Source organism: Acidobacteriota bacterium (assembly GCA_038040445.1).
Taxonomy (GTDB): domain Bacteria; phylum Acidobacteriota; class Blastocatellia; order UBA7656; family UBA7656; genus Onstottus_A; species Onstottus_A frigus.
Genome location: JBBPIG010000029.1, coordinates 70,763 through 87,189 on the forward strand (window position 1 = coordinate 70,763; position 16,427 = coordinate 87,189).

Below are 16,427 nucleotides of genomic sequence, written 5' to 3' on the forward strand. Positions count from 1 at the left end.
GCGAGCTTCAGTAGCGGCATTCAAACATAGCACCGTACCATTGTCAACACTTTTGAATAGGACCACACTCTTGATTTGGGATGTGCGTTCATCTGTTAAAGACGCGTAAGTAAGGTCGGTCCCTGCGCGGCATCAAAAACATCGAGACAATATGTCCGCAATGCGTTCGGCCGCGTGCCCGTCACCGAACGGATTCTCGACCGCCGACATACTTGTGTATTCCGCTGCGTCCGTCAGCAGACGCGCAGCAGCATCCACAATCGCCGTAGTTTCCGTGCCAACCATCCTTCCCGCATTCGCTTCGATCAGTTCCGGGCGCTCTGTTACTTCTCGGAGCACAAGCACGGGTTTGCGAAACGACGGAGCCTCTTCCTGTACGCCACCCGAATCCGTCAAAATCAGGTAGCAGCGCTTCATCAGCCTCAACATATCAGCATAAGAGAGAGGATCGACAAGGTGAATTCTGTCGTTATCGCCCAGTTCCTCTCGCACCACCGCCGCTACGTTGGGATTCAAGTGTACTGGATAAACCACCTCAAGATCGGCGAAGCTGCTCGTGAGAATCTTCAGGGCATTGCAGATTGAACGCAGTGGCTGCCCGTGATTTTCCCTGCGATGCGCAGTGACAAGCAGCACACGGTTGCCATTGCGATCCAAGCCCGCCAGGCTGTGATCGTCAAAACTCGCTCCAGGAGAAATAGAGTTGAGAGCGTCAACTATTGTGTTTCCGGTGATGAAGATGTTCTCCTCGGGCACTCCTTCTCGCAACAGGTTAAGACGCGCGCGCGGGGTCGGTGCAAAGTGCATAGTGGCGAGACAGCTCGCGAGCCGGCGATTAATCTCCTCTGGGAACGGCTGATACCGATCGAACGATCTCAAGCCAGCCTCGACGTGTCCCACTCGAATGCCCTTATAAAACGCCGCCAGAGCCGCCGTCATCACGGTTGTCGTATCGCCCTGAACCAGAACGGCGTCCGGCTTAACCTCCGAAAACAGGTTTGAAAGCGCTAGCAGTGAGCGCGAGGCAAACCCGGCAAGATCCTGGTTCGGCTCCATCAGTCCCAGATCGATGTCTGGCTCGATTGCGAACGCTTCAAGAACCTGGTCAAGCATCTGGCGGTGCTGCGCCGTGGTGACGATCGTGTGCTCGAAGATGGACTTGCGTCGCTCAATCTCACGAATGACCGGCGCCATCTTGATGACTTCAGGACGTGTCCCCACAATCGTGACAATCTTGCGTCGCATCATCTTCTCTTACGAGCCTGCCGGTCCTGAGTTATTCATTGCGCCGCCGTGCCTGGCATCGGCCCTCCTTACAGACAACTGCTTATGTTCTCCGATGTTTGTTCCAACACTGAACACGCCAGGCCCATCGCGAACGACTCGTCCGAAGCTCAGCGACGCCCGAACCATTCAAACTTGATCAGGCTCCGCGACACCTTGAGGGTTAGCGAGCTTCAGTAGCGGGACTCAACCATAGCATCATACCGTTGTCAACGCTACGAAAGGAGCGCGCTATTAAGGGGCAGCTCAGGAGTGAGTGAGTATTCTCTCCCTGTCGACCGTCTGCCAGGCGCGCCGTGAATTCGGATGCATATGTGAAGCAGGCTGATAGGCCCTTGAGAATTGGGATCTCATGGAATTGCAATTCCAAAATTCCGAGGGTTATCATCTGACTTGAGCAAGTCGGCCATACAAACGGGGGTGGCGAGGACAAGGTTCACTGCGGCTCGACGAAACGCAGTTTGTGCTCGCCGTTTTGTTGAATGATCTCCACAAACGCGCTGAAACCCTTCAAAAGTTAGAAGGAGTACATCGTGCTCGGCTCAATCGTATTCGCAGGAATAGCGCCGCATCCGCCACTTCTCGTGCCCGAAGTCGGCGGCAGGCGAATCGAGCAGGTGGCCGAGTCACAACGCGCCCTGCGGGAGTTCTCCCGCCGACTCATACAAGCCCGGCCTGAGACCGTCGTCGTTATCTCTCCACATTCGCCGCTCGACGCTCGCGCGTTTACTGCGCGTTCTACTGCGGCCCTCATTGGTGACTTCCGTGAGTTTTCTGCGCCCGCGGTCAAGCTGACCTTTCCAAATGACCTCGAGATGCTTGGCGCAATTAAACACGCGGCGTCGGTCGAAGGCGTCGAGTTGCGCGAGCTTGTTGGAGACTATCCGCTCGATCACGGAGCGCTTGTGCCTTTGTATTATCTCCACGAAGCAGGTTGGCGCGGGCGAACAGTCGTCATCGGCTTCACGCTTCAATCGAACGACGAGCATCTGGCATTCGGGCGCGCGATCGCCGGGGCCGCCGGCGCGATCAATCGACGCGTAGCTCTGGTCGCAAGCGGAGACCTTAGCCATCGTTTGGTTGTAGACGGGCCATACGAGTACGAGCCGACTGCACACTTGTTTGATGAGCAGATCGTCAGCGCAATCGCGCGTGGCGATGCCAATGGTGTAATCGACGTCGATCCCGATCTGAGGAACCGAGCCGGCGAATGTGGATACAGGTCTATCGTGATCGCACTCGGGACCGTAGGTCAGCACCTGCGCGATCATGAAGTTCTGAGCTACGAGGGCCCATTCGGCGTCGGCTACATGGTCGCAGTGCTCGCCGACGCGAACCGAACCGATGAGTGATCCGTGATCGCGAAACGTGATTCGTAGTGCGTGATTCGTGACCCCGTTTCATTTCGTCGCCCTGACACATCAGGGGTGCTATGAGCAAAAAGACAATGAACCGCCCGCCCAATGACATATTACCGCAAGAACTCGCAAGGATGGCGATCGAGACATTCGTAAGTTATGGAACCGTCATCGAGCCGCCCGTTGACCCTTGCGGCGTGCTTGCGACGCGAGCTGGCGCGTTCGTTACGCTGAGGTCCTCAGAAGGTCAACTGCGAGGGTGCATCGGAACCATCGAACCCGCGCACTCGAACGTCGCCGAAGAGATAGTTCATAACGCAATCAGCGCGGCGACGCGCGATCCTCGGTTTCCCCCGATATCAACAACTGAACTGTCTCACTTGAGATATGGCGTGGACGTACTCTCGACGCCCGAACCAGCGCGCGGACCGGATGACCTTGATCATTTAGTCTATGGGGTCATCATAGAGACTTTGGACGGATTGCGCCGCGGCCTCTTGCTCCCTCGAATTCACGGCATAGATTCGGTAGAAGAGCAGTGGCTTGCTGTGCATTCTAAAGCCGGAATCAGACCGGGCACTCCGGTTCGCACCGAGCGATTCTCCATCACGCGCTTCGGAGGAGAAGACTGACCGCCCGCCAGGTGAGTCCCTGAATCGTCGGTCAGACTATTGAATTGACACCGCAACGGTTTAACGAGTATTTTATTGCCCGGAATACGATAGCCCTTCGTCAGCAGGCTCAGGAAGAGCAAAGCCCCTGATTTCGATGCGGCACCCGAAGTACCGATTTGGTATTGACCTACTTCGATAATCCGCAAGGTCACATTCAGACGCGGCTCCCACTCGTCAGTGACTCTTAAGCGATGCCCCCCTTTTAACGGAGGCTGCATGTCGACATACATGAAAGCCGGCACGAGGTTGCTGGCGCTCTACCTGGTGTTCTTCTGCGCCGCTAGCGCTCAAGCGTCCACTTTTACTATCCCCACCGATGACGATCTGATAATCGGGGCGCGGGCAATTGTACGGGGAAAGGTCCTCTCCGTAAGCTGTCAAGCTGACGATCAAACGGGTCGCATCTTCACCTACGTGCGGCTGCGCGTCCGGGAGGTGCTCAAAGGACAAGTGTCCGAGCGCGAGATCGTACTGAAGGAAAACGGCGGGCAAGCAGGCAATCGGGGGAGCATCGTTTTCGGCACGCCCGGGTTCGAGAAGGGCGAGAACGTCCTGCTTTACCTCGATACATGGCGCGACGGGAGTCTGCGGGTCTACCAGATGTTTCTGGGCAAGTTCTCCATCATCGACGACGCCGCAACCGGCAAACAAATCGTTGTTCGCGCCTCTCCCGACAAAAACACATCGGTACTACAAAGCGGATCTCATACGGCTGGCGGCGTAGCCACGAGCCGGATGGAATTGTCAGCTTATCGCGAGATGGTGAAGAGGCGGCTAAAGGCGAATCGAGAACGATCTGAGAATTTTGACGGGACTCATTACAGAAACACTCCAATGCTCGCCGCGCCCTCCGAGTATAACCACGGCAGTGCCGGCGAGCTCGAGCCGCAGTTCACTTTCATAACGTCACCGCCGCCGCGATGGTTTGAGCCCGATCTCGGCCAGCCCGTTGTTTTTATGGTTAACCCCGATGGAGCGCCAAGTCCGCTGATAATGGATGACATTTCCGCTGCGATGGAAGCCTGGTCGACGGTACCCGCCTGCTCTCTGAGGGTCGTAAACGGCGGCCCGGACGGCGGCTGCTATCCGCGCGACGTGAACACCATAGTGTTTAACAATTGTGACGGACAGTTTCCGCCCAGTCCCAATTGTGCGAGTGTTCTCGCGATCGGAGGCGTGAGCTGGGACTCCAGTCAAACCAAGGTAATTAACGGAACAACTTTTGTCAGGGCCGCCACCGGCCACATATCGTTCAACCCTTACGCAAGCTGCGATTTTGGCGAGCATTGTATTGTTCGCGAGATAGCCACACACGAACTGGGTCACGCGCTCGGTTTAGGGCACTCACAGTTTTCCGACGCCACAATGGCTGGCCGTGCTCACTTCGATGGCCGTTGCGCGTCAATTCGTCAAGACGACATAAACGCAATCACCTTCGTTTACCCGGCCACTGGCGATGGCGCCGGGCCTTTGACAATTCTTAGTACCTCGCCACTGGGAATCGCCACGGTTGGAAGCACTTTCTCGAGACAGCTTCTTGCTTCCGGAGGCGCGACTCCCTATAGCTGGAGCTTGATTTCAGGCTCGCTGCCCGACGGTCTCAACCTGTTCCCAAACGGCGTCATCAGCGGCACACCGACTGCAATCGGAACTTCCGACTTCACCGTCAAGGTGACGGACCCTCAAAATGTGTCCGCTCAGAAGCCCCTTTCCATTACGGTGATCGCACCTTCGTCAGGAGTAGATTCGCAGTTTGTTTCGCAGAACGTACCGGCAAAGCTGAATCCAGACCAGGCATTTTTCGCTACCATCAGATGGATCAATACCGGCTCGAAAACGTGGGACGGAGCGGCCGGGTTCGGAGTGTTCTCACAGAATCCTGCTAACAACGTGACTTGGGGAGGCAACGCCGTGCCCTGGTTTGGTTCGCCTGTCGCTCCAGGCGAGCAGATGGAGTTGTTGTTTCAAGCGTTCGCGCCCAGTCGAGCAGGTATTTACGATTTTCAGTGGCAGTTATATCAGCAAGGCCCCGGCTTGTTTGGCCAGATGTCGGCGAACGTTACCATCACAGTAGGCGACCCGGGCCCGCCGTCACCCCCGCCATCAATAGACGGCCCTTCATCTCTTGCACCGGTGATGGGAACATTCTTCACGCATGTCTTTACGGCAACCGGAGGCACGCCGTCCTACAATTGGCAAGTAGCATCGGGCACGCTTGCGCCGGGGCTCAGCTTGAATCCCAACACGGGGGCTCTCACTGGCACGCCTACTGCGACCGGCAATTCTGCTGTCACCTTGCAGGTGACCGATTCAAAATCTCAAACGGCACAGAAGGCTTTGACGATCTCGGTGACCGCTCCGGTTGTTCCGCCAGTCGAGATAACAACATCTTCGCTTCCCTCGGCCATTAAGGGAGTAGCTTTCAGTCAGCAATTGAATGCAACCGGAGGCAAGCCGCCTTATTCGTGGGCGGTGACTGCGGGCGCGCTTCCCGCAGGGCTTAGCCTCGCGACTGCGACGGGAATGATATCGGGCACACCCGTTGCGACCGGGGGATTCGGCTTTAGTGCGATGGCAGCCGACGCTGAGTCGCGCACGGGCAGCAAGGCTTTGTCGATTACGGTAGTCGCGCCACCGCTCCTGGCGTCCACTGTGCCCCCTCTTGAAGGGCTGAAAGGGTCATCGTTCAGCTACCAGCTCAAGGCAACAGGGGGAACGCCTTCGTACACGTGGTCGGTCACTTCGGGAGCGCTCCCCTCCGGATTGAATCTTAATTCAACCGGGGGCCTTATCTCAGGTGTTCCAACTGTCGCCGGTGTGTTCACGCTGATCGTAACCGTTCGCGATCAAGCGTCTGTTAGCGCGACGGCCAACATACAAATCGCTTTGATAGATCCTGAAACGATACCAGCGATCAGGAAAGTGAAATATAAAGGCGGGAGAAAGCTGATCGTGCTGGGAGACAGAATCAATCCCGCAGCGGTGTTGCTGGTAGACGGCAACCAAACTTCAGCCACAGTAAGCGATGGTTCGTTTGTTCTGAAGCCGATTGCGCTCGCACAGGGGAGTCACCAAATAAGGATAGTCAATCCGGGCGGGGTGTTCTCGGCGCCCTTCTCATTCACCGTCGAGTAAAGCGCCGGGGTCTCGACCGGCGCCTCGTGAGTCATCGGCACGTCCACGGACCGTCTCACGGGAAATCATCACCCATTCGCTTTCCGCGTTTGCGGGCCCCGCGGCCGCCGCCCAATTGAGAAAACTGGTCCGTTCCGTAACTCCCCAATCCCGCCAGCGTGAATGTGAACGACCACGCGCCCTCGCTGCGGAGCCCGGCCTTGAACGTGTTGTAGTTGAACTGCACTCCGCAGCAGTCCCAGGCATAGCCTACGTAGCTGCGCGAGTTCATCAGCCGGCCCCGTGACAGATCCGTCTCGCTGATGAATCGGTTCGTGAAATCGTAGCTTACCCGCGCGCCCCCGTACATTCCGCGAAGATCATCTCCCAACTGCACCGTCGTCGAGACCTGATCGCCAGGGAATGTACCCGGCTCGAATCCATTCGGCTCGAGCCTGGTTTGACGCGAGAGGTAATAGCTGGCCGAGACCGTCAACTTGTCTGTTCTCATCCCACCGCCGACTGTGACGTTTCGAACGCCGTCGTCGCTCCCTACGTCCATTCTCAGATCTGCATACACCGACGAGATCGGCCGGTAGCGGACGGCAACATTAACCGGCGAGAAATTGCGCGCGCGGCCGCCAAACGTAAAACCCGACAGCGTGTTGATGGGATAGAACTGGTTGCGGCGTCCTTCGATCAACGCGCCGCCAAAGCTCCGGTCGAAGAAATACTTCTGCGCAACTTTGACGGTTAAGACTTCATAAGCCTGTGGTGTCGCGTTCTCGTTGCTGGCAATAGTTTCGGTTGATCTGGTCTGCTTGTTATCGTTGTCTGCGCCCTTCTTCGTCTCTTGCTTCTGCTGGTCCACGCGGTCTTTAGCGTTCAATTCAGCCTTTTGACCCGTCTCGAGCTGTGATTTCTTCTCCGAGGTTTGCGCCGGCTCGGGGTTGCTCTGCTCCTTTTGCAAAGCCGCTGGAGTCTCGGTCGCCGGCGGTTCGGTCTTAGTCTCTGCTGCTTCGCGTGCCCCGTCCTTCTCGCGATCGGCTTTGTCTCGCTTGCCCGGCCGCACTGGGTTCATATCCTGCGGCGCGCGAGGTCCTCTGAAACGCTTCCGGGTCAAATCGGAAGCAAACTGCCTGGTGAAGAATCGGTTTACTATCGCGTACTCGAACTCGTTAGTGTTCGCCACCGCGTCGCGATCGTCGAACCGGATGACCTTGTTGAACTCATCTCCGATTCCGCGGATCAGCCGATAGGTGATGTAAGGCTCAATCAGGTGCTTGAACCGCGCGGCGCCATCCTCGTTCGTGTACGTTTTCTCGAGTGAGGGCGGCCTGATGTCAATTTCGGCCTCCGCGTAGTGGCGAGAGATTGCCTCGACGCTGATCGGGTCGAGTTGGTTGCGGTCGAACAGCTTTAGTTGGGGTTTGAACTCAATGCGGGTCGGATTAAGTCTTGGATCTTTTGGATCAAATGTGAACACCTCCGGATCAAAGGCCGGCACGCTGGGATCAAGGCTGCTGTTGTAGAAGGTTTCTCGCAGGGTCAGGCTCGGAGTAATTGCGACGCCGGCGATAGTCGCAAGTGGCACGGTGATCTTCGGCTGGAAGTCGAATCGCTGAACCGCCGCCGGTGTGACCAGCTTGACGTTGGAGTCGATCGTCTCCTCCCGCTTGAGCGCGCCAATCGTCGAGGCGAACGAAAAATAGACCGGCTTGCCTTCGAAGATGCGCCGCGGATACACGGTCATATTGATCTCCGGCGCTTGGCGAATCTTGATGTCAAAGTTGGTTCCTGCCCCGGGCGTCTGAGGATCCCGACTTGGCCTGAAAAGCGTGGTGGTTTCGTTCGCCGCTAGAAAGTTGAAGCTGAACCCGCCCGTGTTGTTGTTCGCATAGAAAGTGGATTCGCGTCTCGGGTCGATGACTTGAGCAATGTCGTCGGAGAACACCTGGCGAAAGGCGAGGCTCGAAACCAGCGAAACGTTTCCTACTGCCAGCCAGCCGTGCCCGAGGTGCTGCACGCCTTCGCCGATGAACGCAGTGCCGCCCTGATTTTCGCCCGCAGGTCCGAACAGCCTGTCCTTCACCGAGAATACGCCGAGCCTCAAGTATGAATTCTCGTCCGTCTGCGCGCGAAACTCGGCGCCCATTCCTATCCCGCGCTGAGTGTAGATATCGCCGCGAAACGTGATGTCGGCCGATTCGCCCAGCGTCTGGTAGTAGGCGAGCTTGAGCGTGCGGCCTTTCTGATTCGAGTTGCCGGTGCTCGGCAACAAAAAGCCGGACTTGCGCTCTCTCCTTGTCGCCGGTATCCACACATAGGGCAGCACGAACGCGGGAAGCGTCTTCACTTTAAACACTGCGTTGCGCATGACCACGCGATCGCCCATCTTTAACTCGGCGCGTCTGGTCTTGAAGCTCCACTTGGGAATCACGTCTTCGCAGGCGGTCACCTCCGCATCATATAACTCGTAGGTGTCTGGTCCTGTCTTCTCGACTCGCGCGGCGGTGAAGAAAACATAATCGCCGGTCTGCGTTCGATTGGTGAAACCGGTCGTCTCCCAGAATATGCCTTTCTTAGTCGTCCAATTGATCTCAGCCCGGCGCGCGGTAACTCGCTGGTCGGCGCCCTGATCGAAGATCACGTTGCCTTCGGCGATCATATCGGCTGTTGTGTTGTTGAAGGTCACGCGATCAGCCTGCAAACGAACCTCGCCTTGCGTCGCGTTCACGTAACCCTCGTGCAAGAAAAGATCGCCGTTCTTGGATTGCTTGTCAGAGATGATCTCAACTGTTTCCTCGTCGGTAGCTGCGCCCGGCGGCGCGGGCGAGGCGGTTTCCTTTTCAGCATCCGCTGCCTTCCTGCGCTCAGCCTTCCGAGCGCGTTTGTCCTTTTGAGTCTCCGATTCCTCCTGAACCTTCGGCGCCTGTTGGGATTGTTGCCTGACGACCTGGCGCGCGAGGATCGGCCCCGAGTTAAGCGCGATCAGAAGAAAGAGAGACAAGGTGATAGAAAGCTGCTTCGGGAAGCGGACCATTGAGTTAAAGAAACCTCCGCACGAGTAGGTCGATACTAACACGCGGTTTTTGCGAACGGCAATGTCGGTGGGCTAACGCCAATTGAACGGGAGCGCGCGCGGCGGCCCTTTCCAATACTGCACTAATCTACGATCACCCATGCGCTGAAGGGCACGACTCGCATGTGTTGACTTCGTCGACGAGTAGCGCTCATACTTTTCGCTCAGACAGCAGTAGTTGAAACAACTGCCGGTCAATCCCTCGCTCAATCCGTGCCCAGGAGTTCTTTATGAAGAGACTTCACGTGAAAACCGTGCTGTTGGCTTCTATGGTGCTTGCTCTGTTGGCGACGCCCGCTCAAGCCAAGGACAAGTGGATCAACCTCACCACCAAGAACTTCAACATCATCAGCAATGCTGACGAGGGCGGAACTCGCAGGCTTGCGCTCAAGCTCGAGCAGTTTCATTTCGTCTTCTCAAAACTTTTCAATCTCCCCCTGAAGCGTTCACTCCCGACGACCGTGATGGTGTTCAAGCACGACGGCTCCTTCAAACCCTACAAGCCTCTGTACAACGGGAAGCCGGCAAACCTTGCGGGTTATTTCCAGTCCGGGCAGGACGAAAACCTCATCGCTGTGGACATCAGCGCTAACCAGGAACGTCCGATGTCCCTCATCTACCACGAGTACACACATCTGCTGACAAGCGCTACCCCGCGTCAGTGGCCGGTGTGGCTGAAGGAAGGCCTCGCAGAGCTTTACTCGAGCTTCGATGTGGACGACAACGAGGTGACGCTTGGGTCCCCAATATCGCGGCATGTTCTGCTGTTGCGCGACAAAACTTTCATACCGCTTCAGGATCTCATAGCCGTTCGCCACGGTTCGCCCATTTACAACGAGCGCGACAAACAAAGTATCTTCTACGCCGAATCGTGGGCGCTTTGCCACTATATGATGTTCGGCGACAAGAGCGTTCGCCAACCACAGATGGCCGACTTCGCCAGGCTGATCAACCAGGGCGTCGCCGACGATCGCGCATTCGCTCAGGCGTTCAAGGTGAGCCCGGTAGAAATGGAAAAGCAGATCCGGTCTTACATCGGCAGGAGTTCGTATACGGCCAACATCTACACGCTCGCGAGCACTGAAGGCGAGAAGGACATTGCAGTAAGACCGATTTCAGAAGGCGAAGCGCAGTCTTACCTGGGCAACCTGTTGGCGCGCACCAATCGAATGGACGAGGCTGAAGCGCTCTTCAAGCAAGCGGTCGCGGCCGAACCTGAGCTGGCGCGGCCCTACGAAGGCCTTGGGTTTGTCGCGATGCGGCGCAACAACTACACTGAAGCGCTGGAGCACTACAAGCAGGCAGCAACGCGCGGCTCGATGAGTCATCTTGCACATTACTACTACGCTCAGGCGCTGCAGCAGCAGGCGCCAGGCGGCATCACACCGGCGCTCGCGCAGACGATCTCAGAGGAGCTGCGGACTTCGATCAAGCTCATGCCCGGCTTTGCGCACTCGCATGCCGCACTTGGCTTCTTGTCGCTGGCCACCGGGCAGAACCTTAAGGAGGGCGCGGAGAGCTTAAAGACCGCTATTCGACTTGAACCGCAAACCAAACACTTCCTTCTTAACCTCGCGCTGCTTCAGGCGCGGATGCAGGATTACGCGGCGGCGAAAAAGACGCTTGAACCGCTGCTCTCCGCCGATGCCGATCCTGGGTTGAAAACCTCCGCCGAGTCGACAATGAAAATGATTGAGTACGCCACGCGGCCGGCCCCGACTCCTTCCGAGCTGGCTCGATCAGGGACGGATGCCGACAGGAGCACCGAGCCTCAAACGAGCACTCCGGGTCAGCCGGCTCCTCCACGCCTCATTAGAAGACCGACGTTGAAGATCGAGGGCGCACAGACGATTCGCGGCGTGCTCGTTTCGATCGAATGCAAAGCGGGAAAGTGGACGTTGGTCGTCAACACGAAGGATGATCTGTTGCGCTTCGCGGTCAGCGACAAAGACAAGTTGGAGTTTTATAGTCAGGACCCACAGTTTGAGGGAAAAGTGAATTGCGGAAGCGTTAATAAGATCGCGTACATTTACTTCAAGCCAATCGCCGGCCAATCCAAATTCGCGGGCGATGCGGTCGCCGTCGAGTTCACGAGAGACTAACTCTTTAGCTTCAACTCAAAAATATCCAGACGCGAATAAGGTTATCACGTTGCCGTTTACGTGCAGCACGAGCCTCGTGCTCAGGCGGTCGCTCAGGTAATACCTCGATATCCAAGCCCACGTGCTACTGCTCGAGCCAAGCGGAGTGATCTTAGGAGCATCGTTCAGAATTGCAATATTGCAAGCCCGGCACCATCTTGGGGCCCCATCTTGGTGTTGGGTTTGTTTATTCTTTGGCGCCAGCCTTTTTCAGCAGATCCGCTACGGCTACTTGATTGCGCTCTCTAGCCACAATCAATGCCGTTTTGCCCCCATCGCTCTTCAGATTTACATTGGCACCGCGCGCCAACAGTTCCTTTACGATCTCCGAATTTCCGGTTGCCGCTGCTTCCATCAGAGAAGTAACTCCAGAATTGTCCTTTGCGTCAACCTTAGCCCCATTGTCCAAAAGCACTTTAACTATTTGAACGTGCCCCTTGTAAGCCGCCGAAAGGAGCGCCGAATTACCGTTTGGATCCTTAACATTCACTTCTGCGCCCATATTTAACAACTGCTGCACAATTTCGAGATCGCCACGCGAAGCCTCTATCATCAGGAGTGTCCAACCCCCCTCCGTCTGGGTTCGTACGTCTATCGCTTCTTTTAACAGTATTCTTACAACGTCGTCATGCCCATTTAATGCTGCACGTAGAATCGCTATCGACTTGGTTTTCGCGCTGACTCTACTATCAGCATAGCTGGCTAGTATCGAGCGTATCTTTGAGATATCACCTTCTTGGGCCGCGAGTAATAAATCCGTGCTGATGTTCTCTGTGTATTGAATAGTCTTGGACTTTATCGTAATGGTCCGATACTCCTGCGTTGTTGGATCCTCATAGTGAAAAACTTCCTCGCCCTGCATTCGAGAATACTCGGCCCGGAGCGAGGAATCTATGCGACCCGCCGCCGAGAGGCTCGGAGCCGCTCCTTCGCGATCGGTCGAAGCTCCAACATCGATTATCACATTAGATAGGGCCGCGCGAATTTCTTCGCTCGCTTCTTTTTGATCTGTGTGTGCATCTATGGAGAGCAAGTCCGGCTCACTATACTCAGACGCGAGAGCCGTGAACACTTTTGTCAAATCCTCTTCGTTGAAATATCGCGAATTGAGCAACAGCACAATTCTGCGCACCGCAACGCCTTCATCACCCCCCACTGAATTCAATCCGACTAAGACGGGAACACCAAGGCAGCGCTTGGCTCGCCACTGACGGTTACTCGGCTTTATGGACAATCTTATTTGTGGCGTTTGGTCCGAAAATATTCCTCAAGGCCTGTGCACATGGTGTTCTATCGAAGAATGATTTTATTCGTTCGCTGGTCTCACCCGGCCGCAGCGGAGTACTAGGAGCTGCACCCCCACCCGGTCCCTTTGCATCAGGTGGAGTGGTGTCTGTTGGAGTGGTGTCTGTGTCAGGATGCGTAATAATGACGACGTCGTAGGGAAACCTTGGGGCCAACATGAACAACCCCGTAGGATCGGTGAAATTTACCGGATCATTCTGTACGTAACTATACCGGTTCCAACTTTCTGGGTCTATCAAATATGCACTTGGTTTGTACGGATCAGCAGTCATGAACCTCCCTACGTTTCCTGAGTGCTGGCGACTCACCGCATAGTCTGTACTACTCTCACCATCCCTCTCATAACTGGTGAAATGATGCTTCTCCTGCGTGCCGCTCTCCGCGAAATCCTCCCCGAACGGCAAGTGAGCCTGCCGGCCTATCACGTTGCCGAGACCGTCCAGCACAAGCCTCGTGCTCAGACGGTCGCTCAGGTAATACCTCTCTGACCAGGCGCCAGTGCTGCTCGTCCGCTGCCTGCTGTACACCATCTTGCCACCCGCATACACATAGTCCACTCGCGCTGACTGCACTTGATAGGGCGGCTGCCCGTACCCCGGCAATGGTGTCGTCGCGTCGTGCTCGGCTATCACTTGCGAGCCCTGCCACACATAATGAGTCAAGCTTGATCCGACTGCCTTGCTCACTCGGCGATTCTGATGATCGTACTTGTAGGAGGCAGTCGCTCCATTGTCCACGCTCACCACGCGGTTCTCTGCGTCGTAGCTGTAAGTGTGCGCGCCATCATTCGTAACATTTCCTGCTGCATCGTAGCTGTAATTGGTCGCCGATTGATACGCCTCTATCTCTGTAACATGGCTGTGCGCCTCGGCCGCATTCGTCACATATACTCTGATCTTGCTCGTGGTTATGTCCGAGAACCTGAACTTCCTCCACACCTTGTTGTTGGCGGTTACGCTTCCTCCAGACACTGTTTGCCAGGAAGACCCATTCCAGTACTGCACCTGATATTCGGTTACACCGTACAGGCTGAAGGTCATCTGCTCGGTCGGCTCTTGTGGATTGCTGAAATTATCCTGCAAGGTGAATACATCTATCTCGTGATCGTTTTGCTCCCGCTGAAGTCCACTTGTATCCAATCCGGGTAGCCGCCAGTTGCATCGGCCCATCCTCCCCCGTTGCCCCAATGTCAACAAAGTCAAGCCAGACCCCTCCCGACGCTGTTTGCTGTTCCTCCCGACGCTGTTTGACTGATAAGGCCCAACAGTCAAAGAGGGGAAATTGCAGAATCGCAGGCCTGGCCCTCATTCTTGGACAACCTGGGTTGGTTTGCGTTGTTTGACTCTCTTCGGTTCGCGATCTTCAGTTCAACGCTCAGTTTCCACGGTGACCTCTTTGTTCAATCCCATGCTGATCCTATACCGCTTGCCAGTTATTAATAGCGGCATTGGCGACAAACCGGGATGCCAGTTCTCATTGACAGGTTCCCACCTTGTATACTCTAGGATATCATCGCCCTCAGTATGTACCAGAACATAAACCTCGTAGTCTCGAGGCGGGGCTATGTCCTCCAATTTCGTTAATAACGCAGGAGGAATAGCTAGAGACCTCAAGGGGCGACCGTAACCGTAAAGCAGTACGTAGCGCTCTTCTGGTTCTAACTCGTCTCTAATCTCGGCTATCTTCCCTTCAGCCAAGCTTATCAACTCGTCGCGTAGTTTAACGACCTTGCTTGAGGGGTCATTGGTCACTCTGTGATCTTGTCTGCAACCTATACACAAAGAAGTAGCGAGCAATAGAATACTGCAAGAGGTTCTAAGCAAAGTCTAAACTCCTTTCTCGCCAAAATGCTACGTCAGATAACAAGGCAAAGGTCTCATGATCTCTATGCCGATTTTTACCCGCAAATTAGGCGGAGGTTTCGTTTTGGAAGTTTCAGGACAATACTACCTCTCGCAGCTAATGATCCTCATTCAGTCAGACAATTCTCAAGGGCTCGTTTGGATATCCTTGCACCGTGAGCAGAGCGTCGCGCAGGAGCCTTCGCTCTCAGGTTTCTTGGCAAGCTCTCGTCCCACTGCATTGTTATGAAGATCCATCAGCGCGCTCCTATCCCTGTCCTTTCTTCCCTTCTTATCGCATTCGTGAGCGGTTCCCCATTGCTCAGCCCAATATTGATTTGTTCTTCTTGCCATTTCGCAACTCCATGTGCAGTGCTTCACAGCGTTGCCATAGTCATTATCTTGGTCACCAAACGCCTTGGCGACCTTTTGCGCTATTCTCTCAGCTTCTACGATCCCTTCGAGAAAAGGGAACGGAGTATTCATCGCCGCTGTTTTTTCACAAGGATTCAGATCCCAGAATTTCTTCAAGAGATCAAGGAGATCGGGGCCGCTGGAGCCCTCGCCTCTGCTCATGCCAGCGTCGGCGACGATCATGCAGAATGAATTCGCGCTCACGGAAACTCCAAGTATAATACCCTCGTATCGCCAGATACTTCCGGAAATGGTTGTTGAACATATCACTCTCAGCAGCCCAAGCGGATCGAATCCGTTGATTGGATCATTCTGCGAATAAGAGTATCGGTTCAGGCTCTGAGCGTTGCCTGTCTGACTACTTCCGCTGAACGGATCCACGCGTATGAATCTACCTGTGCTTTGTGAGTACTGCCTGTTGATCGCATAGTCGCTTCCGTTCTCTCCGTCCCTTTCATATGAGGTGAAATGATGCTTCTCCTGCGTGCCGCTCTCTGCGAAGTCCTCCCCGAACGGCAAGTGTCCCTGCCGGCCTAACACATTGCCGCTCGCGTCCAGCACAACCCTCGTGCTCAGTCGGTCGCCCAGGTAATACCTCTCCATCCAGGCGCCAGTGCTGCTCGTTCGCTGCGTGCTGTACACCATCTTGCCGCCCGCATAGACGTAGTCGACTCGCGCTGACTGCACTTGATAGGGCGGCTGCCCGTACCCCGGCAATGGTGTCGTCGCGTCGTGCTCGGCTATCACTTGCGAGCCCTGCCACACATAATGAGTCAAGCTTGATCCGACTGCCTTGCTCACTCGGCGATTCTGATGATCGTACTTGTAGGAGGCAGTCGCTCCATTGTCCACGCTCACCAGTCGGTTCTCTGCGTCGTAGCTGTAGCTGTGTACTCCGTCGTTAGTGACATTGCCCGCCGCGTCATAGGCGGAGTTGTTCGGCTGGTAGGCCTCGATCTCAGTGACTCGGCTGTAACTGGCCAATGCGCTGGTTACTCGCACCCTGATCTGGTCGGTGGTGATGTTTGAGAAAGAGAACTTCCTCCACACCTTGTTGTTGCCGGTAACCACTCCGTCAGTCACCGCAGTCCAGGCCGTTCCGTTCCAGTACTGGACCTTGAAATCCACTATGCCGTATTGACTGAAGGTCATCGCTTCAGTGGGCTCAGCGGGATTTGTGTAGTTATCCTGAAGCGTGAATACGTCGATCTCAT

Annotated in this window: 10 protein-coding genes; 4 read left to right on the forward strand and 6 right to left on the reverse strand. The window is 55.5% G+C overall.

Annotation, left to right across the window (positions count from 1 at the left end; all coding sequences use genetic code 11):
• Positions 1-132: 132 nt before the first annotated feature.
• Positions 133-1,245: a UDP-N-acetylglucosamine 2-epimerase (non-hydrolyzing) gene (wecB, locus tag AABO57_24415; protein MEK6288875.1), complete on the reverse strand. Its 1,113-nt coding sequence runs from the start codon at positions 1,243-1,245 to the stop codon at positions 133-135.
• A 572-nt stretch (positions 1,246-1,817) separates the two neighbouring features.
• Between wecB and amrB the strand changes: the two genes are divergently transcribed.
• From amrB to AABO57_24430, 3 genes are all read left to right on the forward strand, one after another.
• The gene (gene amrB, locus AABO57_24420) at positions 1,818-2,636 is read left to right on the forward strand and encodes an AmmeMemoRadiSam system protein B (protein ID MEK6288876.1); all 819 of its coding nucleotides are present in this window, start codon (positions 1,818-1,820) and stop codon (positions 2,634-2,636) included.
• Between the two features lie 80 nt (positions 2,637-2,716).
• A complete protein-coding gene (gene amrA / locus AABO57_24425; GenBank protein MEK6288877.1) occupies positions 2,717-3,274 on the forward strand; it encodes an AmmeMemoRadiSam system protein A in 558 nt (185 codons plus the stop codon).
• Between the two features lie 258 nt (positions 3,275-3,532).
• A complete protein-coding gene (locus tag AABO57_24430; GenBank protein MEK6288878.1) occupies positions 3,533-6,451 on the forward strand; it encodes a putative Ig domain-containing protein in 2,919 nt (972 codons plus the stop codon).
• A 55-nt stretch (positions 6,452-6,506) separates the two neighbouring features.
• Here AABO57_24430 and AABO57_24435 read toward each other — a convergent pair whose 3' ends face one another.
• The gene (locus AABO57_24435) at positions 6,507-9,473 is read right to left on the reverse strand and encodes a putative LPS assembly protein LptD (GenBank protein ID MEK6288879.1); all 2,967 of its coding nucleotides are present in this window, start codon (positions 9,471-9,473) and stop codon (positions 6,507-6,509) included.
• Positions 9,474-9,742: 269 nt separating this feature from the next.
• On the opposite strand from AABO57_24435, the gene AABO57_24440 reads away from it, so the two are divergent.
• Entirely contained in the window at positions 9,743-11,614 is a 1,872-nt protein-coding gene (locus AABO57_24440; protein ID MEK6288880.1) for a tetratricopeptide repeat protein, read from the forward strand.
• 226 nt (positions 11,615-11,840) lie between these two features.
• On the opposite strand, the gene AABO57_24445 is transcribed toward AABO57_24440, so the two are convergent.
• The 4 genes from AABO57_24445 to AABO57_24460 form a co-directional block, all read right to left on the reverse strand.
• Complete coding sequence (locus AABO57_24445) at positions 11,841-12,809, reverse strand: ankyrin repeat domain-containing protein (GenBank protein ID MEK6288881.1); 969 nt, start codon at positions 12,807-12,809, stop codon at positions 11,841-11,843.
• Between the two features lie 58 nt (positions 12,810-12,867).
• Complete coding sequence (locus AABO57_24450) at positions 12,868-14,097, reverse strand: RHS repeat-associated core domain-containing protein (GenBank protein MEK6288882.1); 1,230 nt, start codon at positions 14,095-14,097, stop codon at positions 12,868-12,870.
• A gap of 228 nt (positions 14,098-14,325) precedes the next feature.
• Positions 14,326-14,709 carry a hypothetical protein gene (locus AABO57_24455; protein ID MEK6288883.1) on the reverse strand — a complete coding sequence of 128 codons (384 nt, stop codon included), beginning with the start codon at positions 14,707-14,709 and terminating at the stop codon, positions 14,326-14,328.
• 237 nt (positions 14,710-14,946) lie between these two features.
• A partial coding sequence (locus AABO57_24460) for an RHS repeat-associated core domain-containing protein (protein ID MEK6288884.1) occupies positions 14,947-16,427 on the reverse strand: 1,481 nt, incomplete at its 5' end.